Source organism: Amycolatopsis sp. NPDC051102 (assembly GCF_040682815.1).
GTDB lineage: Bacteria > Actinomycetota > Actinomycetes > Mycobacteriales > Pseudonocardiaceae > Amycolatopsis.
In genome coordinates this window covers 912,315-937,663 of sequence record NZ_JBFBBT010000001.1, presented here as the reverse complement: position 1 = coordinate 937,663, position 25,349 = coordinate 912,315, and the positions used below count along the sequence as shown (strand labels likewise).

Sequence of the window (25,349 nt, the reverse complement as noted above, 5' to 3'; positions counted from 1 at the left end):
GGTGTCAGGACAGCCCGAAGAAGGCGATGGCCACCGCCGCCATGCCGGCGGCGGGCAGGCTGTGCCCGGCACCCTGGATGCTGTAGGCCTCCACCCGGACCGTGCCGGAACTGTCGGCGTAGCGGCGCCGGTTCCAGCCGGCCTGTGGCGTGTCCGTGGACGTCGGGGTCTGGCTCAGCCCCCACACGTCGGTCCACTGCTCGATTTCCTCCTGCAGCAGCGCATAGGGCACGAGCGTGTCCGCGGTGCCGTGCCACAGCTGGACACGCGGGCGGGGGCCGGTGTAGCCGGGGTAGGCCTGCCGGACCGCGTCACCCCACTGCTGCGGCGTCCGGTTCGCGCCGCCACCGCCGGTGCACTTGCTCGACCACGGCGGGAAATCGGCCGCACCGGAGAAGCAGCCGAACGGCACGCCCATGAACGCCGCACCCGCTTTGAACACGTCGGGGTAGAGGGCCAGCATTTCGTTCGTCATCATGCCGCCGGAAGAGGAACCGGTGGCGAACACCCGGTTCGGATCGCCGCCGTAGTGCTGTTCGGCGTAGGTCACCATCGACGCGATCGACACCGGGTCGCTGCCGCCGCCGCGGTGTTTCGCCGCGTCGGACCAGGTGTCGAAGCAGTTGCCGAATCCGGCCTGCTGCTGGGCGCTGGGGTAGATGACGAGGAAGCCGTAGCGGTTGGCCAGCGATGCGAATTCGCTGCCGGAGTAGAAGCCGGGCCCCGAACCGCCGCAGCCGTGCATGGCGACCACGATCGCGGGGTTGGCCGGCCGGGCGTCCGGCACGTAGATGTGCATGCGCATTCCGCCCGGGTTGTTCCCGAAACCGGTCACCTCGACCAGCGACGCGGCCGCCGCCGTCGAAGGGATGACCACTCCGGTCGCCGCGATCAGCAAACCGGTCGCGAATGCCACGAACGCCGTTCTGAATCGACTCATCGGTGACCTCCGATCGGCGATCCCCCTCCCCCGGTGACGTTAGGCAGATACGCGACGACCGTCAATGAAACATCCAGCATTTACGCGATTCAGCCCAACCCGGGAATCGAAACTTTCGGGCCGGGAAACAAACCTTCGACATATTCCCGGCGATCACCGGCCGGATGACGAACGATCCGCCGGGCGTTAGGTTGGCTGCGGCGAGGAGGTGGCGCATGACCGGAGCGGACGGCGAGGGCACGCCCGGCGTGCGGCCGGAGAGCCTGCTGCTCACCCTGCTCGGCGACCACGTGCTGGACCGCGGGATCGCGGTGGCCACCGGCGGGGTCATCGCCGCGCTGGACCGCCTCGGCGTCGGCGAACACGCGACGCGGGCGACGCTGAGCCGGATGATCCGCCGCGACCTGCTCCGCACCGTCCGCCGCGGCCGCCAGGCGTTCCTGGGCCTGACCGGGCACGGCGCGGCGGTGCTGCGCGACGGGCAGCGGAAGCTCGAGGGCGACGTCGTCGACCGGCACTGGGACGGCCGGTGGACGCTGCTGACGTTCTCCGTGCCGGAAAGCCGGCGCGCGGACCGGCACGCCCTGCGCACGCGGCTGGACTGGTTCGGGTTCGGCATGCTGCGCAGCGGCCTGTGGGTGTCGACGTCGGCGGCCGACATCGCGCCGGCCCTGGCCGAACTCGACCTGCTCGACCACGCCGAGGTGTTCCGCGCCGAACCGTTCATGTGGACCGATCCCGCGCGGATCGCCCGGGAGGCGTGGGACCTGCCGCAGCTCGCGGCCGGCTACGAGCAGTTCCTCCGCGCGTGGACCGGCAGCGCCCACGGCGAGCTCGACGAACTGTCCCGGAGCATCCGGCTGGGCGCGGAGTGGCTCCTGCTCATCCGCCGCGACCCGGTGCTGCCGCCGGCGCTGCTGCCGCCGGGCTGGCCGGGCACGCGCGCGGCGGCCCTGTTCCGCAGCCTGCGCCACCGCTGGGCGCGCCCGGCGGGCAAGCTGGCCGCCGAACTGCTCGACTCACTCGCCGACGAATGACCACTCGGCGGTTGCAACGTGGCATGCCACGTTGCAAACTAAGCCACGGCCCGATCCGTCCCCACCCCGGAGGTCACCGGTGACCGACTTCGACCGACGCGACGTGCTGCGAGCCCTCACCGCACTGGGGGTGACCGGCGTGACCGCGAGCCTGTTCGGCGGCACTGCCGAAGCGTCCGGCACGAGCCCGCTGGACCTGAAGTTCTCGATCACCGAACAGTTCCGGCCGTTCGACCTGATCGCGCCGAAGTTCGTCCAGGTCGACACGCCGGCCCGGCCCGGCGCGCTCGTCGAGACCGGCGTCCGGCCGAAAGCGCCGTACGGAACGGTGACCGTCGAGGTGCTCGACGCGGGCGCTCCCGTCGTCGCCGGGCTCGCCGGCCACGGGGTTTCGGTGCTCGGCACCTACGACCCCACCGCCGGGCAGGCGGCCATCGAGATCACCACCGCGGCCGGCACCGCGGTGGTCAAGACCGCGCCGGCCGACCTGCGGGCGCCGTTCGGCTTCGCCGTGGTGGTCAACGAAAACGCCGTCACGGTGCTGGCCGACCGGGGCACCGGCTGGCGGCCGCTGCTGACCGAACGCGACCAGGTCCGCGCGCGGATCGACCTGCGCGACCCGGCGGTGCTGGGAAAGCTGGGCTACGCCTACGGCCGCCGTGGCCCGGCCCGGCTGGGCCGGGTCCGCGCCGGCTACTACGGCCAGGCCGGCGTCCGCGACCCGCACGTCGTGCAGTACGCCGACGGTCGGCCCTACATCCGCCACGGCAAGCTCTACCTGACGATGACCAACGCCGGCCTCGGGTTCTTCCAGCAGGCCCACTGGGCGGTGTGGACGCTCGACCTGGCCGATCCCACGAAGCTGGAGCAGGTCGCGACGCTGTTCTTCGCGCGCGACGGCGTCGTGCTCGGCGACCACGCCGGCCAGATCGTCGTCGACGACGACCGGTTCATCCTGCTGATGAGCTCCTGGGGCGACTTCGCCTTCAACGGCGTCCACGTGCGCCACACCGTCACCCGCGACGACGTGCTTTCGGGCGTGCACGTCCTGCCCACCGAGCAGCTGGCGCTGCCCACGACGGTCAGTTCGTGGGACCCGGCGCTGACGAAGATCGGCGGCCGGTGGCACATCGCGTTCGTCGAAAGCCCGGCCCAGCAACCGGCGTTCGTGTTCCACCCCGCGCTGGCGGCCGCGCCGCGGGGCGCGGACTACGACCGCGGCCTGACGCTGCTGGGCGCCGATCGGTCGGTCAGCCAGACCGAAGGCACCATCCTGCAGCGGGTGGGCGGCCGGTGGTACCTGTTCGCCAGCGACGGCAACGCCCGCGAATACCCGGTGTACGACCTGCAGCTGCGCAAACTCGGCACGTTGAACGCACCCTACGGCACCAACATCCCGCACCCGATGCTCGTGCGGATCGGGAACCGGTGGTGGCTGCCCACCTTCGACGGCACCCAGTACGCCGAAGACGTCCTCGGCTACGGCGGGCACGGCGACTTCATCCTGATGCAGTCGTCGTGACCCAGGTCACACGCTGAGGTCGTCAACCTCCTCCGGCCGCGCCCCGTCCCTTCCGGTCATGAAGGTTCTCGTCGCGGGAGCGACCGGCGTGGTCGGCGGCCGGGTGGTGCCGTTGCTGGCCGCCGCCGGGCACGAGGTGCTGGCGCTGGTCCGCCCGGGCCGCGACCGGACCCCGCTCGCGGCGGCCGGCGCGGAGGTCTTGGTGGCCGACGCGCTCGACCGCGACGCCGTGCGGGCGGCGGTCGGGCGGGCGGCCCCGGACGCCGTGGTCAACCTGCTGACGGCGATCCCGCCCGCGCCGGACCCGAAACACCTGGCCCGGGACCTGGCGGCGACCGGACGGCTGCGCACCGAGGGCACCCGGAACCTGCTCGACGCGGCCGGCGAGGCCCGCGTCATCAGCCACGGGCTGGCCTACGGCTACCAGCCCGACGACGGGCCGGCGGGCGAAGACGCCCCGCTGTGGCGGGCGGGGCCACCCCCGCAGTTCGCGCCGGTGCTGGCGGCCCTGATGGAGCTGGAGCGCCTGACCACCCGCGCCGGCGGCCTGGTGCTCCGGCTGGGTCACCTCTACGGCCCGGGCACGGCCTACGCCGGCGACGGGGCGTTCACCCGGCAGGTGCGGGCGGGGAAGGTGCCGCTGGCCGGCGGCGGCCACGCGGTGTTCTCCTTCACCCACGCAGACGACGCAGCGGCCGCAGTGGTGGCGGCGGTCGACCGCGACCTGGTGTCCGGGGTGCTGAACATCGTCGACGACGACCCGGCACCGCTGCACGAGTGGCTGCCGGGACTGGCCCGGCTGCTGGGCGCCCCGGCGCCGAGGAAGATCCCGGCGGCCTTCGCCCGGCCGGCCGTGGGCAGCTGGGGCGTGGCGTTCTTGAACCGGCTGCGCGGAGCGGACAACGCGCGGGCCCGGTTGCGCCTGGGCTGGCGGCCCCGGTTCCCGTCGGCGGCCGACGGGTTCGCCGCCGAGTTCGGCGCGGGCACCCGCTGAGCTCGTTCACGGCCGGGGCGAGACGAGCGTTCGAGCGCATTTTCCGGACTGTTTTCGACGTCGAAAAGATTTCGCACACCCGGGTCATTTCCGCTTCATTGATCACCTGATTTTCGCGCCTTTACACCGGTCGAGTGAGCTCGATTACGGTGTGCGATACCCGTGTTATTCTCGATCCCGGCCGAGGGTTCACCGCTTCGTGACCGGGGAGTCGTATCTGCCGGGGCGCGCGCCGGCCTTCCCGTCGTGGCAGCGGCTTCGGCAGCAGGCCGGCCGCACCGGCCCGAGGGAGCGACACATGGTGGTCCGATTCGATCCGCCGGATGAACACCGGCCCGGGGAGCCGGACACCGGCGCGCCCGGGTTCGTGCCCGCGATTTCCCCGGAACTGCTGGACCGGCACGGCGGCCGGGTGCTCGACCCCGACCTGAACGTCGTCGAGGGGTGGCCGGCGCCGGGCGCCCGGTACCGGCCGACGGTCTACCGGCCGGGCGTGCTGCTGATCCCGGCCGAAATCCTGGGTGCGAAAAGAAGCGCGATCGACGCCCTGCTCGGCCAGATCGATCTGCGGGCGGAAGCGCCGGAAAACCCGCCCGAGCGGGCGCCCGTCCGGGTCGCGCTGCGGCCGCGGGAAGCCGGCATCGTCGTGAGCGTCGATTCGTGGCGCGCCCTGCAGCACCTGCGGGCCTCGGTCCCGCCGCCCGGCGGTGAGGACCGGCCGGACGAGGGCGCCGCCGACGGGGCACCGGTGCTCACCCACGCCGAGGTGGCGCGGTTCTCGCTGGAACACCTGATCGCCACCACCGACGACGCGATGGTGCTCAAACCCTGGGCGATCAGCGACACGCCGGCGACGAGCTCGCTGCGGTCGTCGGTCCGCGGCCGGTTCCCGGTGGTCCTGCCCGGCGCGGCGCCGGACCGGCCACCCGCCGCCCGCCGTCCGGTGATCGCCGTCGTCGACAGCGGCCACGCCACCCACCCGCTGCTGGACGTCTACGAACCTGGTGGGAACACCCCGTTCGCCGACGAGTTCGTCACCGTGTCCCCGGACATCCAGGCCGAGATCGCGAAGAACCACCCCGCCGGCGCCGCGCCGCCCTCCCAGCCCATCAACGGGTACGTGGACGGCCCGGAGTGCACCGAGCCCCTCGTCGGCGCGCTCGAGGACGCCTACGGGCACGGCACCTTCATCGCCGGGATCATCCGCCAGGCGGCACCGCGGGCCCGCGTGCTCGCGATCCGGGCGGTGCACAGCGACAAGATCGGGTACTCGGGCGACGCGTTGACGGCGTTGCACGAAATCCTGAACCGGGTGATCGAGGCGCAGGAGAACGACTGCCCCTGCCGGATGATCGACGTCGTGTCCTTCTCCGCGGGGTACTACGACGAATGGGTGGGGACCTCGGAGCTCATCGCGGTGATCGACGGATTGGTCCGGCGCGGGGTCGTGGTCGTGGCCGCCGCGGGCAACGAGTCGACCGACCGGCCGTTCCTGCCCGCCGCGCTGGCCGACCGGCCCGCCGACCCGGACGGCGGTCCCCAGGTCATCGGGGTCGGCGCGCTGAACCCGGACGGCAGCAAAGCCTTGTTCTCCAACGAAAACCGGTCCGTGACGGCGTGGGCGAGCGGCGTCAACGTGGTGAGCACCTACCCGCCGGCCGCGAACGGTTCCGAGACGCCGGAGCGTACGGTCCCGAACCTGAACCGGTCCTCGCTGGACCCCGACAAGTTCACCGGCGAGTACGCCGTGTGGAGCGGCACGTCGTTCGCGACGCCGCTGGTCGCCGCCGAGGTGGCGAACCGGCTCCTGAGCGTCGGCGGGCAGAAGGCGAAGCTCGCACTGAGCAAAGTGGACCGGAAGACGACCGTCAAGCGCGCCCGCGCGGCGCTCCCGGAGATGCCATGAGCACTGCCGAGGCCGGCCGGTCGCCGGCGCACCCCCTCGACCACGACCGGGTGGCCGCGGTCTTCACCGCCGCCCGCGCCGGGGACCGCGGGGCGTTCGACGAGCTGATCGGCCTGCTGACGCCGCTGCTGTGGCACGTCGCCCGCGCGCAGGGGCTCGACCGGGACCGCAGTGGCGACGTCGTCCAGGACGTGTGGCTGCGCCTGCTGGACTCGCTCGAGGAGATCCGCTCCCCGGTCGCCCTGACCGGCTGGCTGGTCACCGTGACCAAGCGCCAGGCGTGGCGGGCCCAGGCCCGGTACCGGGCCGAGCAACCCGTCGACGAGCGGGGGTTTTCGGCCCGGGAGGACGCCGCCCCCGGCCCGGAACACCACGTGCTGACCGAGGACCGCCGGGCGCGGCTGTGGGAGGCGGTCGACCGGCTGCCCGAGCGGTGCCGCCGGCTCCTGCGCATCGTCGCGTTCGTGCCGCGGCCCGACTACGACCAGGTCAGCGCCGCGCTCGGGATGAAGAAGGGCAGCATCGGCCCGACCCGGGGCCGCTGCCTGAGCCGGCTGCGGTCCCTGCTCGCGGACGGGGACTGGCCGTGACCGGGCGTCCGCGGCCGGCCGGCGTGGACGACCACGACCTGCTGGCCGAGCTGCGGCAGCTGTGGACGGACGCCGATCCGGTGCCGCCGTCGCTGGCCGTCCGGGTCCGCTTCGCGGTGCAGCTGGCGAACCTGGAGGCGGAGCTGACGTCGATGCCCGTGCTGCTCGAGGTCGCTTCGGCGCGCGGCGACGGGACCAGCCGCGTGCTGACGTTCGAACGGGACGGGTTCGCCGCGCTGGTCAACGTGACCGACGGCGAGCCCGGCACGGTCCGGGTGGACGGCTGGCTCGCCCCGCCGGCCGCCCACGACGTCGAACTGCTGACCACGGCCGGACCGCGGACCACCCGGTGCGACGACCAGGGCCGGTTCGTGATCGAAGACGCGCACCGCGGGCCGGCCCGGCTGGCGGTCCGGCCCGCCGGCGCCGGACGGCCGGTGACCACCCCGGTCATCGAGCTGTGACGACCGAGGCGGACCCGGACCTCGGCACGCAGGTCCGGGACCTGCAACGGCGGGCGGTCGAGGCGACCAACAACGGGCAGCCGCTGGCGGGGCGGCGGCTGCTGCTCGGCGCGCTGCGGCTGCTCGGGTGGTCGCCGGCCGGCCCGCCACCCGGCGCCGGCCCGGACCCGCTGGCCGCCCGGGTGCTGACCAGCCTGGCCGGCGTGGAGGTCGTGCTCGGCCACCGCGAGCGCGGCTTCCAGCTGCTCGACACCGCCGAGACCGCGGTGGCGCCGGCCGACCGCGGGGTCCTGCTGCAGCAGCGGGGCCTGCTGCTGGTGCTCGTCGGCCGGATGGGCGAAGCGCTGCCGTACCTGGACGAAGCCGTCCCGCTGCTGCGCCGCGCCGGCGACGAGGTGGTCTTGGCGCGGTCGCTGCTCAACCGGGCGCTGCTGCACCAGATCGCCGGACGGGTGCGGCCCGCGATGGCCGACCTCGGCCAGTGCGCGGAACTCGGGAGCCGGTACCCGGCCGAACGCGCGCTCGTCGCCAAGGCCCGGCACGGCCGGGGCCAGTGCCGCGTCCTCACCGGCGACATCCCGGGTGCGCTGCGGGACTTCGACGCGGCCGGCGCGGTCTACGCCGAGCTGTGCCCGGAGATGCTGGGCCCGCTGGGCGTCGACAAGGCCAGGGCGCTGCTCGCCGCCGGGCTGCCGAGCGAAGCCGCCATCGAGCTCGACGCGGCGCTCGGCCTGTTCGCCGTCTCCCGGCTCGATCAGGAGCACGCCGAGGCCGAGCTGACGCGGGCGCGGGCGGCGCTGGCGACCGGCCGGCCCGCGGAGGCGCGGCAGTGGGCGGCGCGGGCGCGCGCGCACTTCCGGCGCCGCGGCAACGAAACCTGGGCCGCGGTGGCCACGCTCACCGTCCTGCGCGCGGACTTCGCGGCCGGCCGCCGGATGGCCGCGGTGGCGGCGGCCACGGCGGCGCTCGCCGATCAGCTGGCCGCGCTGGGGCTGCGCAACGACGCCGAAGCCGCGGCCCTGCTCTCGGCGCGGGCGAACATCGCCCGGCACGAGGTCGGGCGCGCCGGGGACCAGCTGGCGAAGCGGCTCGGCGCCGGGGCGCCGCTGACGAGCCACCTCGTGCGCAGCCTGGCCCGGACCGAGCTGGCGATGGCCACCGGCGACCGCCGGGGCGCGTTCGCGAACGCGCGGGCCGGGCTGGACCGCCTCGACGCGCACCGCGTCCGGTTCGGCAGTTTCGACCTGCAGACGGGGGCCGCCTCGCTGGGCGCCGAGCTCGCCCGGGCCGGGCTGGCCGCGGCGCTGGGCACCGCGGACCCCGAGGTCGTCTTCCGGTGGCTGGAACGGTCGCGGGCCCGGGCGTTCCAGGTCCCGGCCGTGCACGCCCCCGCCGACGAGCGCACCCTCGACGCCGTCGCCGAGCTCCGGCACCTCGCGCACGAGGCACGCACGGCCGAGCTGGCCGGCCGGCCCGCGACGCAGGCCCGGCGGCGGTGCCTCGCGCTGGAACGGGTGATCCGCGCCCGCGACTGGCAGACCGGGGGCGGGACCGGCTACCACGCCGGCGCGTCGTTCGCGGACGTCGCCGCGGAGCTGGACCGCGCCGGCAGCGTCCTGCTGAGCTTCCTGACCGACCGGGCCGGCTTCAAGGCGCTGGTGCTCGCCAGGGGGCGGGCGGCGCTGGTCGCGCTCGGCGACCCGGCCACGGTCGCCGAAGCGCTGGCGCGGCTGCACAGCGACCTCGACACGCTGTGCGGACGACGGCTGCCGCACGCCATCGACCAGGTCGTGCGGACGTCCCTGCAGCGGCAGCTCGCGGTGCTGACCGAGCAGCTGCTGGCCCCGCTCGCGGGCACCATCGGCGACGCGGAGGTCGTCATCGTGCCGAACGCGCCGCTGTCGACGGTCCCGTGGGGCCTGCTGCCCCCGCTGCGGGGCAGGCCGGTGACGGTGAGCCCGTCGCCGTCGGCCTGGCACGCGGCCCGCCGCGGCTCGGCCGGCCCGGCCGCCGGGCACGTCCTGGTCGTCGCGGGCCCCGCGCTCGACCACGCACCCGCCGAAGCGAGCCGGATTTCCGCCGTGTACCCGGAAGGCACCCTGCTGACGGGCGCGCGGGCCACGGTGGCCGCGACGTTGGGCGCACTCGGGGACGCGACGATCGTGCACTTCGCGGCGCACGGCCACCACGAACCGGAGAACGTCCTGTTCTCCCGCCTGGACCTCGCGGACGGCCCGCTGATGGCCTACGACGTCCACCAGCTCGAGACGGCACCGCGGCATGTGGTGCTGTCGGCCTGCGACGTCGGCCGTTCGGTGGTCCGCCCGGGCGACGAGTTCCTCGGCTTCACCGCCGCGCTGCTGTATTCGGGCAGCCACACGGTGGTTTCCAGCGTGGCCCGCGTCGACGACCAGGCGGCGGTCGAGGTGATGTACGCGTACCACCGGTCGGTGGTGCGCGGAGTGCGGGCGCCGCGCGCCCTGGCCGACGCGACCCGGGGTGAGCCGCTGACGCCGTTCGTGTGTTTCGGCGGCGCGTGACAGTCCTCATCGGACGGAAGCACGCGCCCGGCCGGGCCGGGCGCGTGCCGCCCGATTCCTCAGGAAAGGGACGCCATGAAATAGACGACGATGCCGATCAGGGCGAGCACCTCGGTCAGCACGAACGTCGAATACCCGATCGTCTGCAGTTTCCCGCTCGCTTCCGGCTGGCGGGCGGTTCCGTTGATGACGGCGGCGAAGATGAGGCCGACGCCGATTCCCGGGCCGATCGCCGCCAGTCCGTAGCCGATGGCCGCGAGACCCTGGTTGAGGTCGGCCGCCTGGGCGAAAATGGTTTCGGTCATGGACATTCCCCTTCACTTCGGTCCACGCGCACGCTCGCGTGGAGCAGCGGCTCGGGTGTTCACCGGACAAGGGATCAGGGCTGGGCGAAGACGTCGGAATTCGGCGGCTGTCGTCGAAGCGGGCAGATCTCGTCGGAAGGGAAGCGACCGGCCGGTATTCGAGGGATCCGGTCACCACAAGGATATCACGCCGAATCCGGCGCCGCCGGGGAAATCCGGTCGCGATACGTCCTCGCGGATCCACGCCTGTGCGCTGGTCTCCTTCACATGCACGAAGACCCGGGCGTACCGCTCCGGTCCGCTGAGCGCGCTCTGGCGGATGACCTCGTCGAAGAACCACGCCGAGGCGATCAGCGCGAGGCAGCCCGGCGAGCGCGCCAGCGCCTGCTTCACCGCCGGAGAATCCAGCAACCGGAACGCGTGGACGATCGCCTGTCCCGTCGCGCCGTGGGCGTCGTGGCTGACTTCGCCGGCGTGCAGGGCCATGCGGAGGCGGATCCGGCGGGCCGGCCGGTTGTGTCCATTGTGGTCGGTCAGGGCCGCCGCGAGGGCCGGTGGCACCCGCTCGCCGAAGATCGCCTTGGGGTAGCCAGCCGGGGCCAGCACGAGGATGCCGTCACCGAGATCGGCGTGGTGACAGTCGCCCCAGACCACACCGGAGGTGACCAGGGCGCGCTGGACCGCTTCGTACAGCCCGGCGCGGATCGCGAGCCGGTCCGCGTTGGTCCGGCCCGGCGCCGAGAATCCCTCGACGTCGACGGCGAGGATCGTCCGGTGCACCGCCGGTTCGCGGCCGTGAGCCGGCTGCCGCAGCCGGCGCCACCACCCCCGCCTGCGGCACCCCTCACCGCCACACGTCTGCGCCGCATCTGGTTTCGGCATCTGGCCACCTCCGCTGGGCCGGCTGTCAAGGAACCGATCCTGCGTCCGGGTGGTTGACACTTCGGTTGCCGGTCACTGGACAGTTCCTTGACAGCCGCGGTCTCCGGCGGCATCCGGGCGCTAGGGTGCACGTCATCGCGTCCTGGCCGGCACTGTCGGGGGTGACGAGGAAACCCGATGGAGTTCCGCATCCTGGGCCCGGTGGAACTGCGGGCCGGCGAGCAGCAGGTCCGCGTCGCCCGCGCGAAAGAACGGTTCCTGCTCGGCGTGCTGGCGCTGCACCACGACCGGGTGGTCAGCGTCCGGACGGTGATCGACGCGCTCTGGGACGATCCGCCGCAGCAGGCGAAGAAGGACCTGCACGCCTACCTCAGCCGGCTGCGCGCGACGCTGCGCCGGGCCGGCGCCCAGGCGCGGATCCTCACGCAGGACGGCGGTTACCGGTTCGTCGCGGGCCCGGACGAGCTCGACTACGCCCGGTTCCAGGACCTGGTCCGGGCGGCCCGCGCGGCCCGCGACGCCGGCGATCCGGACGCCGCGGCGGACGCTCTGCGCGAAGCGCTCGGCCTGTGGCGGGGCGAGGTGGTGCACGGCCTCGGCACGCGGTGGATGGAGAGCCGGCGGGAAGACCTCGAAGACCGCGAACGCCTGCCCGGCTACCAGGCCCTCTGCACGATCGAGCTCGGCCGGGGCCACCACCAGGAGGTCCTCGACCGGCTGGGCGAGGTCGTGGAGGGGCACGAACACGACACGACGTTCGCCGCGCTGCGGCTGGCCGCGCTCGACGGCCTCGGGCGCTACGAAGAATTCGACACCTGCTGGCGGCAGATCTACGACCGCTGTGCCCAGTCCTTCGGCACCGGCCCGCCCCGCGAGCTGCAGGACCAGCACCGCCGGTTGCTGCAGGCCCGCGACGTGCGCACCCCGGCCGACCACAGCCGGACGCAGGCGGCGTTGCGCGCCATCCCGCCGGCGCAGCTGCCGCCGACGGTCAGCGAGTTCGTCGGCCGGGCCGGCCCGCTCGCCGAGCTGGACCAGCGCCTGATGCGCGCGCACGTCAACGGCCCGACGTCGACGCTGGTCGTGGTGCTCACCGGCCCGGTCGGCGTCGGGAAGACCGAACTCGGGCTCCGCTGGGGCCACGCCGTGCAGGACCGGTTCCCGCACGGCCGGCTCTACGCCGACCTCTCCGGCTACGCCGCCGCCCCCGCCCGGGCCCCGGACAGCGTCCTCGCCGAACTGCTGGAATCCCTCGGTGTCGCGGTGGGGGCCGTCCCCGCGTCGCCGACGCAGCGGAGCTCCCTGTTCCGCAGCATGCTGGCCGGGCGCCGGGTGCTCCTCTTCCTCGACAACGCCCGCAGCTCGGACCAGGTGATCCCGCTGCTGCCGGGCAGCGCGCACGCCGTCGTGATCGTGACCAGCCGGCACCGCCTCACCGACCTCGTCAACCACCACGGCGCGTACCGGCTGGAGGTCGGGCGGTTCACCGCCGCCGAGACGGCGAAACTGCTGACGGCCCTCACGCCGGAAGCCCACCTGCTGACCGCCGAGGCCGCGACCCGGCTGACCGGCGGGCTGCCGCGGGCGATCCGGCTGCTCGCCGACACGCTGACCGGCACCGCCCCGGACCGGCTGCCCGGCCCCGAGGACCTGCTCCTGGCCGGCGAAGCCGACACCCGGACGCTGCTGGCGTCGATCCTGTGGTCCTACGACAGCCTCGACGCGGGCGCCGCCCGCACCTTCCGCACCCTGAGCCCGCACAGCGAGCCGGCCCTCGGCCTGGCCGCCGCGACCGCGCTGGACGGCACCGACGCCGACACCACCCGAGCCCACCTGGGCAGGTTGTGCGCGGTGCACCTGATGAGCGTCCAGGACGACCGGTACACGATGGACGCGGTGACGCGGGCGGCCGGCGAGCGGCTGGCCGTCAAGGTCGATCCGGCCGACGTCCGCGCGCTGGCCCAGGCCCGGCTCCTCGACTGGTTCGCCGAGCTCGCCGCGAACGCCGCCGAAACGCTGGCGCCCACCCGGCCGGGCGCCGGCAGCGATCCGGACCGGTACGCCGCCGCCGAAGACCTGCTCGAACGCGAACGCGCCGGTATCTGCGCGGCCGTCCGCCGCGGCGCGGCCACGCACCTCGACCGCGTGGCCGGTCTGGTGCGCGTCCTGCGGCCGCACCTGGCGGCCGGCCGGGACCTGCCGGACTGGCTCACCGCCCACGAAGCGGTCCGCGCCGCCGCGGTCGCCGCCCGCGACCACGGCAGCGAGGCCGAGGCGCTCGCCGGGCTCGCCCGGCTGCACCACCTCCTCGGCGACCCCGACGCGGCGCTGAAGTCGGCCCACCTCGCGGTCACGCTGTTCCGCACGAGCGCCGATCCGCGCGGGGTCGCCGAAATCCTGCTGTTCCTCGCGGCCCGCCACGGCGAAGCCGGTGCGCACGAGCCGGCCACCGCCCACGCGCGGGAAGCGCTGGCGATCCACGCGGGCCTCGACGAGCCCGGCCTGGCCGCGCGGACCCACCTGGAGCTCGGGGCGGAACTGCTGCGCGGCGGCGAACTCGCGCTCGCCGCCGGGCACCTGACCGCGGCGGCCGAGACGGCCGGGCACCTGCCGGACCCCCGGCTGCGGGCGCGGGCCGTGCTCCGGCTCGGCCTCCTCGCGCGCCGGCAGGGCCGGCCCGGCACCGCGGCCGCGCACCTGCGGGAGGCCGTGGACCTCTTCGCCCGCCACCCGGCGGACCACGACGAGACCGTCACCGCCCTCCTCGAGCTCGGCGAGGTCAGCCTGGACCGCGGCGACCTCGCCGAGGCGCTGCTCCGCGCCCGCGAGACCGTGGGCCTGTGCCGGTCGCGGGCCGACCACGCCCGTTCCGTGCGGGCACACGTCGCGATCGTCCGTGCGCTCGCGGCGACGGGGCGGCAGGGCGACGCCTGGGTCGAATCCCGGCGGACGCTCGACCTCATCGACGAGTTCCCGGACGCGGTCGACGAGCACGTCCGCGAGCAGTTCACGAAGCTCGGCCTGTGGCCTTTGCCGGAGTAACCCGAGTTCCCCTCGCGGCCGAATACCGGCGAAGCACCCGGATGCAAAGTCGACAATGAAACCTGAATAAGTTTCAGACTAATAACAGTCACCTATACCACGGCCGGATTTTCACCTCGGACCCGCTCCGGAATGGGCTTTCCCGCGCCGAATGCCGGGCCGGCCCGCACCCGGCCGGCGGTCTTCGGCGGAGCGGCGACGGGGAGCGCCGCCGGGGTCGCGCCGGGCCCGGCCACCGGCCGGGCCGTCCGCGAGCGCAACCGGATGATCACCCTGCGCCCACGGTGTAATGACGCCGCGACCAGCCGTGCAAGCCCGGGCGCCGAGCCCGGCCGCCCTACCTGCGTAGATCACATCCGGCTGTCGGAGTGCTGGCACCACTTTTAATGGTGGTGCTAACACCACCATGCCGGGCAATGTCCGAATACATCCATACTCAACCCGTCCACCTGGCGACACTACTGACGAGTTAGGCGATTCACTGGTCCGAACGGAGGTACCTAAGCCACCGGCCCTCTGCCACTATCACCGAAAAATACATCTTCGGCTGACCCGGCCGTCAACTCTTCGGGTCAATCGAATCTGGGGGTTAGAACGAAGTGCAAATCGAACTGCTTGGCGCCTTGGAAATAAGATCCAACGGGAGAATTCACGCAATACGTGCAAAGAAAGTGCGGACTTTACTGGCGATGATGGCGTTGTCGCCGGGACGTCCGGTGTCCTACGAGCAGCTGGCGGACGAACTGTGGGGCCCCAGGTCGCTCGCCAACTCGCGCAACGCACTGCAGGCCAACATCGCCCGGCTGCGGCGGCTGTTCAAGCCGATCACGGACGCGAGCGGGGAGGAGATCGTCCGGACCACCTACAGCGGCTACCAGCTCGAAGTGCCCGCCGAGTCGATCGACTCGCACCGGTTCCTCGAGCTCGCGCGGCGCGGCACCACCCTGGTGGGTTCCGCTCCGCACGAAGCCGTCGGCATCCTCCGCGAAGCCCTGATGCAGTGGCGGGGGCCGGCCCTGATGGACGTCCAGGAGGGGGTGCGGTGCCGGGCGGCGGCGACGCACCTGAACGAGCGGCGGCTGGCGGTCCAGGAAGACCTCATCGCGGCCCGGCTGGCCGTCGGCGAGCAGCACGACATCGTGCACGAACTGCGGCTGCTGGCGACCGAAAACCCGGGCCGTGAACGGCTCAGCGAGCTGTTGATGCTCGCGCTCTACCGCACCGGGCAGCAGAGCGAAGCGCTGTCGGTGTTCCACCACACCAGCAAGTGGCTCGGCAACGAGCTCGGCCTCTCACCCGGCCGGGCGCTGAAACAGCTGTACCAGGCCATCCTGGTCCAGGACTGCATGCTCGACTGAACCGCAGGGACGGCGCCTCCACCGGCCGTCCCTGCTGTCGTACCGCTCGGACCCTGTTCCGCTCCGGGCTCATCCGCCTCCTTCCCCCGCGTGCTTCCGTGATCGCTGGGCGTGATCATGACGCACCGGGATGACCGACCGCTGACGGCTCACCGACGCCGGGCTCCGTCAGCGTTCGGTCAGAGGGCGGTCATCTCCCCTGGCTAGTTTCCGGCGAGGCCGAAGTTCGCCCGAAACCCAGGAGTCGTCATGACAGCGGCAGTGTCCGAGCGCAGGGAACAGATCCGCGCGATCGTCCGCGAGCACCTCGAACTCGAGGACAACGAGCTCTCCGAGACGAGCAACTTCATCGAAGACCACGAAGCCGACTCGCTCACGCTGATGGACGTGCTCGCGGCGCTGGAGAAGAAGTTCGGGGTGACGATCGATCAGGCGCAGTTCCGCCGGATGACCGATCTGAACAGCGCCTACGACGTCGTCGCGGAATCCGCCGGCTGGTAGGGGATCGGCGATGAGCGAACACTCCACCGCACCCGGACGCCGGGTGGTGATCACCGGCTGCGGGGTGGTTTCCAGCCTCGGCACCGGCATCGACGAGTTCACCGCGGCGCTGCGCGCCGGGCGCAGCAACGTCCGGCCGATCAGCGTCTTCGACACGACCGGCTTCGAGCACACCAACGGCTGCGAGGTCATCGGCTTCGAGCCGGAACGCTGGATCCACAACGTGGACATCGAATCGCTCGGCCGCGCGAGCCGGTTCTCGACCGCCGCCGCCCGGCTCGCGGTCGCGGACTCCGGCATCGACCTGGACGTGCTGCGGGAGGCACGCTGCCTGCTGTCGGTCGGCACGACCGACGGCGAGTCGCACGAGCTCGACAGCATGGTGTCGCTGGAGATCGCCGGCGGCCCGGAGGCGATGAGCCCGCGGCTGGCCCGGCGCACCTCGGCCGGCAGGCTCGCCACCTCGATCGCCCACGAGCTGCGGCTGTCCAATGTGGAGGTCGGCAGCATCGCGACGGCCTGCTCTGCGGGCAACTACGCGATCGGCCACTCGTTCGACGCGATCCGGCTCGGCGAAGCCGACTTCGCGTTGTGCGGCGGCGCGGACGCCGTCTGCCGCAAGACGTTCACCTCCTTCTACCGGCTGCGCAGCATCGCGCCGGACTACTGCCGCCCGTTCGACAAGAACCGGCTGGGCATCCTGACCGGCGAGGGCGCCGGCATCCTGATGCTGGAGAGCCTGGAGTCGGCGACCGCCCGCGGCGCCCGCATCTACGGCGAAGTCCTCGGCTACGGCCTGTCCTGCGACGCCCACCACCCGGTCGCCCCGCACCAGGGCGGCATCGCCCGCTGCATGGAGCTGGCCCTGGAGAACGCCGGCGTCAAGCCCGCGGAGGTCGACCTGATCTCCGCGCACGGCACCGGGACCCACGCCAACGACAAGACCGAAGCCGCGGCGATCCGCGAACTCTTCGGCGAGGACACGCCCCGGGTGGTGTCGATGAAGTCGATGCTCGGCCACTCGATGGGCGCGGCGAGCGCGCTGGCCGCCATCGGCTGCTCGGTCGCCATCACCGAGGGCTTCATCCCGCCGACCATCAACCACATCGAAACCGACCCCGAGTGCGCCGTCGACTGCGTGCCCAACGTGTCGATCGAGGCGGACCTGCGGATCGTGCAGAACAACGGCTGGGCCTTCGGCGGCAACAACTCGGTCGTGCTGATCGGCCGCTACGACGGTCCGCGGGAGGCGGTGGCATGAACACCGGCACGTTGAATCCTCCGGTCATTTCGGCCTGGACGGCGATCTCGCCGTTCGGGCACGACCGCACCTCCTTCGCCGACGGCGTCCGCACCCGGACGTCCCCGGTGTCCACTGTGGATCCGCAACGCTGGGCGCCCGGGCCCGCCGCCACGGCGGGCACGGTCCCCGGCTTCGAGCCGCGGGAGTTCTTCGGCCCGAAGGGCACCCGCGCGATGAACCGCGTCAGCGGGCTGGCCGTCGCGGCGGCGAAGCACCTGCTCGCCGACATCGGCGTCGAGCCGGGTGACGACCGCGACGACATCGGGTTCGTGCTGGGTACCACGACCGGCAGCGTCCAGAGCATGATGGACCTGACCCGGGCGTCGCTCACCGGCGACAAACCCGACCACGTCGAACCGGCCGCGGTGCCCGGTTGCGTGATGAACTGCGCCGCCGGCCAGGCCGCGATCTGGCACGGGCTCAAGGGTCCGAACGCGACCATCGCCGCGGGCCGCACCACCGGGCCGCACGCGCTGAACTACGCCCGGCGGCTGCTGCGGACCGGCCGGGCGACCCGGGTGCTCTGCGGCGCCGCCGAGGAGTACTCCCCCGCCCGCGCGTGGGTCGAGCACCACCGCCGGGGCGGCGGGGACCCGGTGGTCATCGGCGAAGGCTGCGCGATGTTCCTGCTGGAACCCGCGGACCTGCGCCCGCCCGGCCGCCGGGTGCTCGGCACCCTGGCGGGGTTCGAGTCGCGGGTGTGCCTCGACGACGACCTCGCCGGGACCGTCACCGTCGCCGTCCGCGCGCTGCTCGCTTCGGCCGGGATCGCTCCCGAGCAGGTGTGGGCGGCGACCGGCAGCGGTTTCACCGACTCCCACGGGAAACCGGTCGAAACGGTGGCGCTGCGGAGCCTGTTCGGCGACGCCGCCGTCGACCGGGTGCCGTCGGCGGACCTCCTCGGTGACACGGCTTCGGCGAGCGCGATGTTCCAGCTCGCCGCCGTCCTCAGCGTCGCCGAATCCGCCGAGCGGGCCGGCGCCGACCACACGGTCGTCACCACGTGCGACGACGACGGTTCGGTGGCGTGCACGCTGCTGCGGCTCGGCGAGCCCGCCGCATGAGCGCGCCCAAGGTCGCCCTCGTCAGCGGCGGTTCGCGCGGGATCGGCCGCGCGGTGGTGCTGAGCCTCGCCGAAACCGGCCACGACGTCGCGTTCTGCTACCGCGCGGACGAGCAGGCCGCCGACGTGCTGGTCAAGGAGGTGCACGAGCTCGGGCGGCGCGCGGTCGCGACGAAGGTCGACGTCACCGACCGCGAGGCGGCCGCCGAGTGGGTGGCCGCCACGGCCACCGACGTCGGCGTCCCGGACGCCGTGGTGACGTCGGCGGGCATCACCCGTGACGGCGCGTTCGTGACGATGACCGAGGACCGCTGGACCGACGTCATGCGGACCAACCTCGACGGCGTCTACAACGTGTGCCAGCCGGCGGTGTTCCTGATGCTCAAGCAGCGCCGCGGCAGCGTGGTCGCGCTGTCCTCGGTCTCCGGCGTGCACGGCAACCCGACGCAGGTGAACTACTCGGCGTCCAAGAGCGGGGTCATCGGGTTCACCAAGGCGCTGGCCAAGGAGGTCGGCCGGTTCGGCATCCGGGTCAACTCGGTCGCGCCGGGCCTGATCGAGACCGACATGACCGCCCAGATGACGGACAAGGCCCGCGAGAAGCTGCGCGCGGCCGTCCCGCTGGGCCGGTTCGGCACCGCCGCGGAGGTGGCCGACCTGGTGGCGTACCTGGTTTCCGACCGCGCCGCCTACATCACCGGAAGCGTATTCGAGATCGACGGCGGCCTCGTCGTCTGAGGGGGAGGTCCGCGATGGACACCGATTCCACGAGCCCGAACTTCATCGCCCGGCTGAAGACGGCCACGCTCGGCTCGGCCGAGCACCCGCTGGTCTTCCTCGGCAACTTCGAGGTCGAGGAGCTGTGGGCCGCCGACGAGCTCGGCCTGCCGCGGGTGTCCGCCGCGGGCAGCACGGCGGTGGTCAACAGCATGGACGAGTTCGCGCTGCTGCTGGGCGGCAAGGGCGACCACGTCGTGCTGAAGCACGCGCCCGACCCGGACTACCGCCGCTACCTGCTCGACCTCGGCTTCGAGCTGCCGGAAGTGCACGTCGTGGCGGCGCCGGACCCGGCGCGCAACGTCAGCCAGGACGCGCTCGCCGACGCGGGCCTCGTCGCCGCGCTGGCGGAGCTGGCCGCCGACGGCGCGCACCTGTTCCCCCACGGCGCCTCGGCCGTCGAGGAGGAACTGGCGGCCCGCACGGGCGTGCCGCTGGCCACGCCGCCCGCCGCGCTTTGCAAGGCCGTCAACAGCAAGGTCTACAGCAGGCAGCTGGCCGACGAGCTCGGGCTGCGGCAACCGCCCGGCTGGGTCTGCGACACCCCCGCCCAGCTGGCCGACGCCGTCCCGGAGGCCGCCAAGGTGCTCGCCGAGGGCGGCACGGTGGTGGTGAAGGAAGCGTTCGGCGTGTCGGGGAAGGGCATCGCCGTCGTCACCAGCGAGCAGCGGCTGCTGCGCCTGCAGCGGATGATCGAACGCACCGCGCAGAAGGCAGGCCGCGGCCGGATCGCACTGGTCACCGAGACCTGGGTCGACAAGCGCGCCGACCTGAACTACCAGTTCACGGTGGGCCGGGACGGCTCGGTGCGGTTCGACTTCGTGAAGGAAGCCATCACCGAAAACGGCGTCCACAAGGGACACCGGATGCCGCCGCAGCTCGACGAGGCCCAGCACGCGGTGATCCGGCACGCGGCGGACGCACTCGGCGCCCGCCTGGCCCGGGACGGCTACTACGGCGTGGTCGGCGTCGACGCGCTGGTCGAGCCGGACGGCGGGATCTTCCCGGTGCTGGAGATCAACGCGCGCAACAACATGTCGACCTACCAGGTGCCGCTGCAGGAGCGGTTCGTGCCCGCCGGCGCGGTGGCGATGGCGCGGCACTACCCGGTGCGCCTCACCGCTCCCCTGCCCTTCGCGCGGCTGCGCGAGACGCTCGGCGACCTGCTGTTCGCCGGGTCCGGGAGCGGGCTGCTCGTCAACAACTTCGCCACCGTCAACGCCGGCGCCGGCCTCGCGGCCGCGGGCGAAGCGTTCGCCGGGCGCCTCTACGGCGTGCTCATCGGCCCGTCGGTGGCGGAGCTCGACGACCTGGACCAGAACATCACCGAGCGCCTCAGGAGGCTTTCCGCATGAGCACGAGCACGTCCGTCCCGGAGTTCGCCGTCATCTCCGGGGCGCAGGTCCACGATGTCCTGGCCGGTCAGGAAAAACTCGTCATCGACCTCATCGAGTCGGCCTACCGCCTGCACGGCGAGGGCGACACGATCAACCCGCCGTCCTACTTCCTGCGCTTCCCCGACCGGCCGTCCTCCCGGATCATCGCGCTGCCGGCGTCGGTCGGCGGGGACATCGCGGTCGACGGCCTCAAGTGGATCTCGAGCTTCCCGGAGAACGTCGCGAGCGGGTTGCCGCGAGCGTCGGCGATCCTCGTGCTGAACGACCCGAAGACCGGCTATCCGCTGGCCTGCCTGGAGAGCTCCATCATCAGCGCCACCCGCACCGCCGCGTCGGCCGCGCTCGCCGCCGACTGGCTGACGCGGGACCGGGCGCGGCCGGCCCGGCTCGGCATCGTCGGCACCGGCCTGATCGCGCGGTACATCCACACCTACCTGGCCGCCGGGGGCTGGAACTTCGACGACGTCGGCGTGTTCGACCTGAACCAGGCGCACGCCCAAGGGTTCAGCGGGTACCTGGGCGCGGCCGGGGAGCCGTCGGTCACCGTGCACGAAACCGCCGAGGACCTGATCCGCGGGAGCGACCTGGTCGTGTTCGCGACCGTCGCCGGGGAGCCGCACGTCCACGACCCCGCCTGGTTCGCGCACAACCCGCTGGTCCTGCACGTCTCGCTGCGCGACCTGGCGCCGGAGGTGATCCTGGCCGGCACCAACGTCGTCGACGACGTCGAGCACTGCCTCAAGGCGAACACGTCGGTGCACCTGGCCGAGCAGCGGACCGGTGGCCGGGACTTCCTGACCGGGACGCTGTACGACGTCATCTCCGGTACGGCCACCCTGCCGAAGGACCAGCCGCTGATCTTCTCGCCGTTCGGGCTCGGGGTGCTCGACCTGGCCGTCGGCAAGCACATCTACGACCAGCTGTGCGCTTCCGGCGAGCTGCGGACCGTGCCCGAGTTCTTCTTCGAACTCGACCGGTACGGCAAGCGCTGAGGAGGAGCCCGGCGTGCCGATCATCACCGCCCCGCAGGACTTCAACACCGACGACCTGTTCGTCGACCTCCGCCGGTTCGCCGGCCGCTCGCTCTTCCTCAAGTGCGAGGGCTTCAACTTCGCCGGGTCGATCAAGGTCAAGGCCGCCCGGTCGATGGTCGCCGCCGCCGAGCGCCGCGGCGACCTCCGGCCCGGCTCGACGCTCGTGGAGAGCTCGTCCGGCAACCTCGGCGTCGCGTTGAGCCTCGTCGCCGCCAGCTCCGGCTACCGGTTCGTCTGCGTCACCGACTCGCGATGCACGCTCGGGGCCCGGCAGCTGATGGAGACGATGGGGGCCGAAGTCCGCATCGTCACCGAACCGCACCCGGAGCACGGCCTGCTGGGCGCGCGCATCGAGCTGGTGAGACGGCTGTGCGCCGAGCGCGGGTTCGTCTGGCTCAACCAGTACGAAAACGCCGGGAACTGGCGCGCCCACTACGAAACGACCGGCCCGCAGATCGCCGAAGCCTTCCCCGGTGCCGCCGTCGTCTTCATCGGCGCCGGCACCACCGGGACGCTCATGGGATGCGCCCGGTACCTGCACGAGCACCGGCCCGGCACCCGGGTGGTCGCGGTCGACACGGTCGGCTCGGTCACCTTCGGGACGCCGCCGGCCCGGCGGATGATCCCCGGGCTCGGCACGGGGATCCGGCCGCCGATGCTCGACCTCACCCACGTCGACGACGTCGTGCACGTGGCCGAGGCGGACACCGTGCGCACCTGCCGGGCGCTGACCCGGGAGGGGTTCTGCTTCGGCGGGTCGACCGGCACCGTCGTGAGCGGCGCGCTGACGTGGCTGGCCGAGCACGGCGAAACCGGGACGGCGGTGGCGATCGCGCCGGACCTCGGCGACCGCTACCTCGACACCGTCTACCACGACCAGTGGGTGGCCGACCTCTACGGCGAGGACGTCCTCGAGGACGACCGCCAGGCCCACGCTCTGTGATCCACCACACACGGCCTAGCACCACCGCGGATCCGGGACTCACACCCCGTGAACGAACGATCACGGTTCACTAGACTCGAACACATGCGCGGATAGAAACGGCCGCGAACGCCGCATGCCCATCGGGTCGAACGGGGACGATCGTGAAGCCTTCGCTGGCCGTCCGCGCCTCCTGCTGGTCCGCCGACCACGCCAGCGCGGTCATTGCCCTCTGGCTGGTTTTCGTGGCCGTCGCCGAGCTGCCGGGCTTCGCCGACGGCCACCGGCTGGGCGGCGGCTCCTTCTCCGACCCGGACGTGGCGGCGAACTGGTGGCCGCTGGTGGCCGCGCCCATCGCGGTGCTCCTGAGCGTGCCGTTCTCCCGGCTGCTGCTGCTCGTGTCCGCGCTGTTCATCAGCGTGGTCACGGCGGCGTCGGCGACGCTGCTGGACACCGTGTCCGAGTCCGTCGCGATGTCGCCGCTCACCGGCGACGCGGCGCTGCTGGTCGTCATCACGGTTTCGGTCCAGCACATGCTGTTCGCCTTCTGCCGCCGCCGGGAGGCGATGGCCGGCGGCCACGACGCGCCGCGCGCCGCACGGATCGTCGCGAGCACGGCGGGCAACGCCGCCCTCGTTTCCGGCAGCGGCGTGGCGGCGTCGCTGGCCGCGGTCGCGCTGGCCGGCACCGCGGATCTGCTGCCGCTGGTCACCGCGGTACTCGTGGCGGTGCTGGTGTCGACCGTCGCCTCGCTGAGCCTGCTGCCCGCCCTGAACGATCGCGTGCTCACCACGCCGAGGTCGCTGCCCCCGCAGCCGCCCGCGCGGTTGACGGTCGGTGACCTGCCCCGGTTCGTGCGGCCCACGGCGATCGCGGCCGGGCTGCTCACCCTCGGCGCCGCCGCGGGCTACGGATCGCTGCGCGTGTTCGCCCCCGGCTGCCCGGGCTGCCGTCCCCTGGTCGACGACCTGGACGCCTGCGGCGTGCTGACGTTGCTGGTGGTGCTGGGCGTGGCGACCCTCGTCGCCTACCGCCGGCCGGTGGTGGCGCTGGCGACCTTCCTGCTGAACGGGATCGCCGCGCTCGCCGGGCTGGGCCTGCTCGCCGTCCTCGTGGACCCGCTGCCCGCCTGGGCGCCGATGGTCCTGGTGATCGTGCTGCTCGTGCCGGCGAACCACCTGCAGGTCTACCTGCTGCACCGGCTGCGAAGCGAAACGCTGGCCGGCATGTCCCGCCGCAACACGGTGGCGCACGCGTGCCGCCGGGCCTGGTCGGCATCCGGCGGCACGCTGCTGGTGACGGTGGTGATGTGGCTGGTCTGGGGCCTGACGGAAAGCGGCGACGTCCGCGAGTTCGCCCTGGCGACCGCGGCGATCCTGATCGCCGACACCCTGATCGTCCGGTTCCTCCTCCTCCCGCGGCTAGCGGTCCTCGGAGGCCGGACGAACTGGTGGCGGGTCAAGGGCCCGAAGGACGCCCGGTGACGCAGGCGGCCGCGGGGCCGCCCACCGTGGCAGGCGGCTCGACCGCGAAACTCCCCTCCCGTCGGCTGGCGGATACTGCCGGAGCCGAAACACCGGACAGCACCGGCCGGGTCAGGGGCCCGAAGGACGCCCGGTGAGGTCGAGGAACACTTCGTCGAGCGTCGGACGGCGCAGGGCGAAGTCGGTGTACTCGATGCCGGCGTCGCGTAGGGCCGCGGCCGCCGCGGCGATGCCGCCCGCGGTGTCGGGGAGCTCGACCGCGATGCTGCGCTTGCGTTCGTCGACGGCCACGGCCGAGGCCGACACGCCGGACAGCGCCGACACCGCGGGCTGGAGCCACTTCGCGTCCGCGACGGCGATCTCGAGCCGCTCCGCGCCGATCTTGCGCTTCAGTTCGTCGGCGGTGCCCTCGGCGATCACGCGGCCGTGGTCGATCACGACGATGTGGTCGGCCAGGTAGTCCGCCTCCTCGAGGTACTGCGTGGTGAGCAGCACCGTGACGCCTTCGTCGACCAGGCCCCGCACGATCCCCCACAGCGTGCTGCGGCTGGCCGGGTCGAGGCCGGTCGTCGGCTCGTCCAGGAACAGCACCGACGGGCGGCCGATCAGGCAGGTCGCCAGGTCGAGCCGGCGCCGCATGCCGCCGGAGTACGTCCCGACCGCGCGGTCGGCCGCCGCGGTCAGGTCGAAGCGCTCGAGCAGTTCGACGGCCCGCTCGCGGGCGCCGCGCCGGCCGAGGTGCAGCAGCGTGCCGAGCAGCTGCAGGTTCTGCCGTCCGGTGAGCAGCTCGTCGACCGCGGCGTACTGGCCGACCAGGCCGATCCGGCGCTGCACCTCCTTCGCCTGCGTGGCGACGTCGAAGCCCGCGACCCGCGCGGTGCCGCCGTCCGGGCCCAGCAGCGTCGCGAGGATCCGGACGGTGGTGGTCTTGCCCGCGCCGTTGGGGCCGAGCAGGCCGAGCACCGAACCCGCGGGCACCCGCAGGTCGATGCCGGCCAGCGCCTGGTGACTGCCGAACCCCTTGCTCAGGCCCGTGACCTCGATGGCCGCTTCGCGGTCGAGCTCGCCCGTCGCCATCAGCCGGCGTCCCGCAGGCTCTTCGGGCGCAGGTCCGTCCACGTCGCCTCGACGTGGGCGAGCGCGTCCGCCCGGGAGCTCTCCCCCTGCGCGACCGTCCAGCCCGCCGGCACCGCGGCGAACACCGGCCAGAGGCTGCGTTCTTCCTCGGCGTTGACCAGCACGAGGAACCGGCCGTTCTCATCGTCGAAAGGACTCGTCACTTCACATC

General features: G+C 73.0%; 22 protein-coding genes. 17 read left to right on the top strand and 5 right to left on the bottom strand.

Features of this window, described 5'->3' with window-relative positions; genetic code table 11:
• Positions 1–4: 4 nt before the first annotated feature.
• Positions 5–940 carry a PHB depolymerase family esterase gene (locus AB0M93_RS03845; protein ID WP_364268070.1) on the bottom strand — a complete coding sequence of 312 codons (936 nt, stop codon included), beginning with the start codon at positions 938–940 and terminating at the stop codon, positions 5–7.
• Between the two features lie 215 nt (positions 941–1,155).
• On the opposite strand from AB0M93_RS03845, the gene AB0M93_RS03840 reads away from it, so the two are divergent.
• From AB0M93_RS03840 to AB0M93_RS03810, 7 genes are all read left to right on the top strand, one after another.
• A complete protein-coding gene (locus AB0M93_RS03840; RefSeq protein ID WP_364268068.1) occupies positions 1,156–1,977 on the top strand; it encodes a PaaX family transcriptional regulator C-terminal domain-containing protein in 822 nt (273 codons plus the stop codon).
• A gap of 79 nt (positions 1,978–2,056) precedes the next feature.
• Entirely contained in the window at positions 2,057–3,499 is a 1,443-nt protein-coding gene (locus AB0M93_RS03835) for a hypothetical protein (protein WP_364268066.1), read from the top strand.
• Positions 3,500–3,557: 58 nt separating this feature from the next.
• Entirely contained in the window at positions 3,558–4,493 is a 936-nt protein-coding gene (locus AB0M93_RS03830) for an NAD(P)-dependent oxidoreductase (RefSeq protein ID WP_364268064.1), read from the top strand.
• Between the two features lie 298 nt (positions 4,494–4,791).
• On the top strand, positions 4,792–6,399 hold the full coding sequence (locus AB0M93_RS03825) for a S8 family serine peptidase (RefSeq protein ID WP_364268062.1): 1,608 nt from the start codon (positions 4,792–4,794) through the stop codon (positions 6,397–6,399).
• Entirely contained in the window at positions 6,396–6,989 is a 594-nt protein-coding gene (locus AB0M93_RS03820) for a sigma-70 family RNA polymerase sigma factor (RefSeq protein WP_364268060.1), read from the top strand. Before AB0M93_RS03825 ends, AB0M93_RS03820 begins: the two co-directional genes overlap by 4 nt.
• On the top strand, positions 6,986–7,453 hold the full coding sequence (locus AB0M93_RS03815) for a hypothetical protein (protein ID WP_364268058.1): 468 nt from the start codon (positions 6,986–6,988) through the stop codon (positions 7,451–7,453). The genes AB0M93_RS03820 and AB0M93_RS03815 overlap by 4 nt, the downstream gene beginning before the upstream one ends.
• Positions 7,450–9,993: a CHAT domain-containing protein gene (locus AB0M93_RS03810; protein ID WP_364268056.1), complete on the top strand. Its 2,544-nt coding sequence runs from the start codon at positions 7,450–7,452 to the stop codon at positions 9,991–9,993. Before AB0M93_RS03815 ends, AB0M93_RS03810 begins: the two co-directional genes overlap by 4 nt.
• A gap of 59 nt (positions 9,994–10,052) precedes the next feature.
• Here the strand turns inward: AB0M93_RS03810 and AB0M93_RS03805 are convergent, their stop codons facing one another.
• Both AB0M93_RS03805 and AB0M93_RS03800 read right to left on the bottom strand, forming a co-directional pair.
• Positions 10,053–10,298, bottom strand: a complete 246-nt coding sequence (locus tag AB0M93_RS03805) for an ATP F0F1 synthase subunit C (protein ID WP_364268054.1) — start codon at positions 10,296–10,298, stop codon at positions 10,053–10,055.
• Positions 10,299–10,469: 171 nt separating this feature from the next.
• On the bottom strand, positions 10,470–11,180 hold the full coding sequence (locus AB0M93_RS03800) for a hypothetical protein (protein WP_364268053.1): 711 nt from the start codon (positions 11,178–11,180) through the stop codon (positions 10,470–10,472).
• A 177-nt stretch (positions 11,181–11,357) separates the two neighbouring features.
• On the opposite strand from AB0M93_RS03800, the gene AB0M93_RS03795 reads away from it, so the two are divergent.
• The 10 genes from AB0M93_RS03795 (at position 11,358) to AB0M93_RS03750 (ending at position 24,061) form a co-directional block, all read left to right on the top strand.
• A complete protein-coding gene (locus AB0M93_RS03795; protein WP_364268051.1) occupies positions 11,358–14,222 on the top strand; it encodes a BTAD domain-containing putative transcriptional regulator in 2,865 nt (954 codons plus the stop codon).
• A 671-nt stretch (positions 14,223–14,893) separates the two neighbouring features.
• The gene (locus AB0M93_RS03790) at positions 14,894–15,580 is read left to right on the top strand and encodes an AfsR/SARP family transcriptional regulator (protein ID WP_364268049.1); all 687 of its coding nucleotides are present in this window, start codon (positions 14,894–14,896) and stop codon (positions 15,578–15,580) included.
• A 249-nt stretch (positions 15,581–15,829) separates the two neighbouring features.
• Complete coding sequence (locus AB0M93_RS03785) at positions 15,830–16,081, top strand: acyl carrier protein (protein WP_364242132.1); 252 nt, start codon at positions 15,830–15,832, stop codon at positions 16,079–16,081.
• A 10-nt stretch (positions 16,082–16,091) separates the two neighbouring features.
• Positions 16,092–17,342, top strand: coding sequence for a beta-ketoacyl-[acyl-carrier-protein] synthase family protein (locus AB0M93_RS03780; protein ID WP_364268047.1), 1,251 nt, complete (start codon positions 16,092–16,094; stop codon positions 17,340–17,342).
• The gene (locus AB0M93_RS03775) at positions 17,339–18,448 is read left to right on the top strand and encodes a beta-ketoacyl synthase N-terminal-like domain-containing protein (protein ID WP_364268045.1); all 1,110 of its coding nucleotides are present in this window, start codon (positions 17,339–17,341) and stop codon (positions 18,446–18,448) included. Before AB0M93_RS03780 ends, AB0M93_RS03775 begins: the two co-directional genes overlap by 4 nt.
• Entirely contained in the window at positions 18,445–19,185 is a 741-nt protein-coding gene (fabG, locus tag AB0M93_RS03770; protein ID WP_364268043.1) for a 3-oxoacyl-ACP reductase FabG, read from the top strand. The genes AB0M93_RS03775 and fabG overlap by 4 nt, the downstream gene beginning before the upstream one ends.
• A 14-nt stretch (positions 19,186–19,199) precedes the next feature.
• Entirely contained in the window at positions 19,200–20,579 is a 1,380-nt protein-coding gene (locus AB0M93_RS03765; RefSeq protein WP_364268041.1) for an ATP-grasp domain-containing protein, read from the top strand.
• Entirely contained in the window at positions 20,576–21,613 is a 1,038-nt protein-coding gene (sbnB, locus tag AB0M93_RS03760; protein WP_364268039.1) for a 2,3-diaminopropionate biosynthesis protein SbnB, read from the top strand. Before AB0M93_RS03765 ends, sbnB begins: the two co-directional genes overlap by 4 nt.
• Positions 21,614–21,626: 13 nt before the next feature.
• On the top strand, positions 21,627–22,598 hold the full coding sequence (gene sbnA / locus AB0M93_RS03755; RefSeq protein WP_364268037.1) for a 2,3-diaminopropionate biosynthesis protein SbnA: 972 nt from the start codon (positions 21,627–21,629) through the stop codon (positions 22,596–22,598).
• A 143-nt stretch (positions 22,599–22,741) separates the two neighbouring features.
• Entirely contained in the window at positions 22,742–24,061 is a 1,320-nt protein-coding gene (locus AB0M93_RS03750) for an MMPL family transporter (protein ID WP_364268035.1), read from the top strand.
• Positions 24,062–24,172: 111 nt separating this feature from the next.
• On the opposite strand, the gene AB0M93_RS03745 is transcribed toward AB0M93_RS03750, so the two are convergent.
• Both AB0M93_RS03745 and AB0M93_RS03740 read right to left on the bottom strand, forming a co-directional pair.
• Positions 24,173–25,138: an ATP-binding cassette domain-containing protein gene (locus AB0M93_RS03745; protein WP_364268033.1), complete on the bottom strand. Its 966-nt coding sequence runs from the start codon at positions 25,136–25,138 to the stop codon at positions 24,173–24,175.
• A complete protein-coding gene (locus tag AB0M93_RS03740) occupies positions 25,138–25,341 on the bottom strand; it encodes an MbtH family protein (RefSeq protein ID WP_103349347.1) in 204 nt (67 codons plus the stop codon). The genes AB0M93_RS03745 and AB0M93_RS03740 overlap by 1 nt, the downstream gene beginning before the upstream one ends.
• Positions 25,342–25,349 lie beyond the last annotated feature (8 nt).

Coding starts and splice junctions, on each gene's coding strand:
- AB0M93_RS03845 (WP_364268070.1), bottom strand. CDS start 940: ATGAGTCGATTCAGAACGGCGTTCGTGGCATTCGCGACCGGTTTGCTG.
- AB0M93_RS03840 (WP_364268068.1), top strand. CDS start 1,156: ATGACCGGAGCGGACGGCGAGGGCACGCCCGGCGTGCGGCCGGAGAGC.
- AB0M93_RS03830 (WP_364268064.1), top strand. CDS start 3,558: ATGAAGGTTCTCGTCGCGGGAGCGACCGGCGTGGTCGGCGGCCGGGTG.
- AB0M93_RS03825 (WP_364268062.1), top strand. CDS start 4,792: ATGGTGGTCCGATTCGATCCGCCGGATGAACACCGGCCCGGGGAGCCG.
- AB0M93_RS03820 (WP_364268060.1), top strand. CDS start 6,396: ATGAGCACTGCCGAGGCCGGCCGGTCGCCGGCGCACCCCCTCGACCAC.
- AB0M93_RS03805 (WP_364268054.1), bottom strand. CDS start 10,298: ATGACCGAAACCATTTTCGCCCAGGCGGCCGACCTCAACCAGGGTCTC.
- AB0M93_RS03800 (WP_364268053.1), bottom strand. CDS start 11,180: ATGCCGAAACCAGATGCGGCGCAGACGTGTGGCGGTGAGGGGTGCCGC.
- AB0M93_RS03795 (WP_364268051.1), top strand. CDS start 11,358: ATGGAGTTCCGCATCCTGGGCCCGGTGGAACTGCGGGCCGGCGAGCAG.
- AB0M93_RS03785 (WP_364242132.1), top strand. CDS start 15,830: ATGACAGCGGCAGTGTCCGAGCGCAGGGAACAGATCCGCGCGATCGTC.
- AB0M93_RS03780 (WP_364268047.1), top strand. CDS start 16,092: ATGAGCGAACACTCCACCGCACCCGGACGCCGGGTGGTGATCACCGGC.
- AB0M93_RS03775 (WP_364268045.1), top strand. CDS start 17,339: ATGAACACCGGCACGTTGAATCCTCCGGTCATTTCGGCCTGGACGGCG.
- fabG (WP_364268043.1), top strand. CDS start 18,445: ATGAGCGCGCCCAAGGTCGCCCTCGTCAGCGGCGGTTCGCGCGGGATC.
- AB0M93_RS03765 (WP_364268041.1), top strand. CDS start 19,200: ATGGACACCGATTCCACGAGCCCGAACTTCATCGCCCGGCTGAAGACG.
- sbnB (WP_364268039.1), top strand. CDS start 20,576: ATGAGCACGAGCACGTCCGTCCCGGAGTTCGCCGTCATCTCCGGGGCG.
- AB0M93_RS03745 (WP_364268033.1), bottom strand. CDS start 25,138: ATGGCGACGGGCGAGCTCGACCGCGAAGCGGCCATCGAGGTCACGGGC.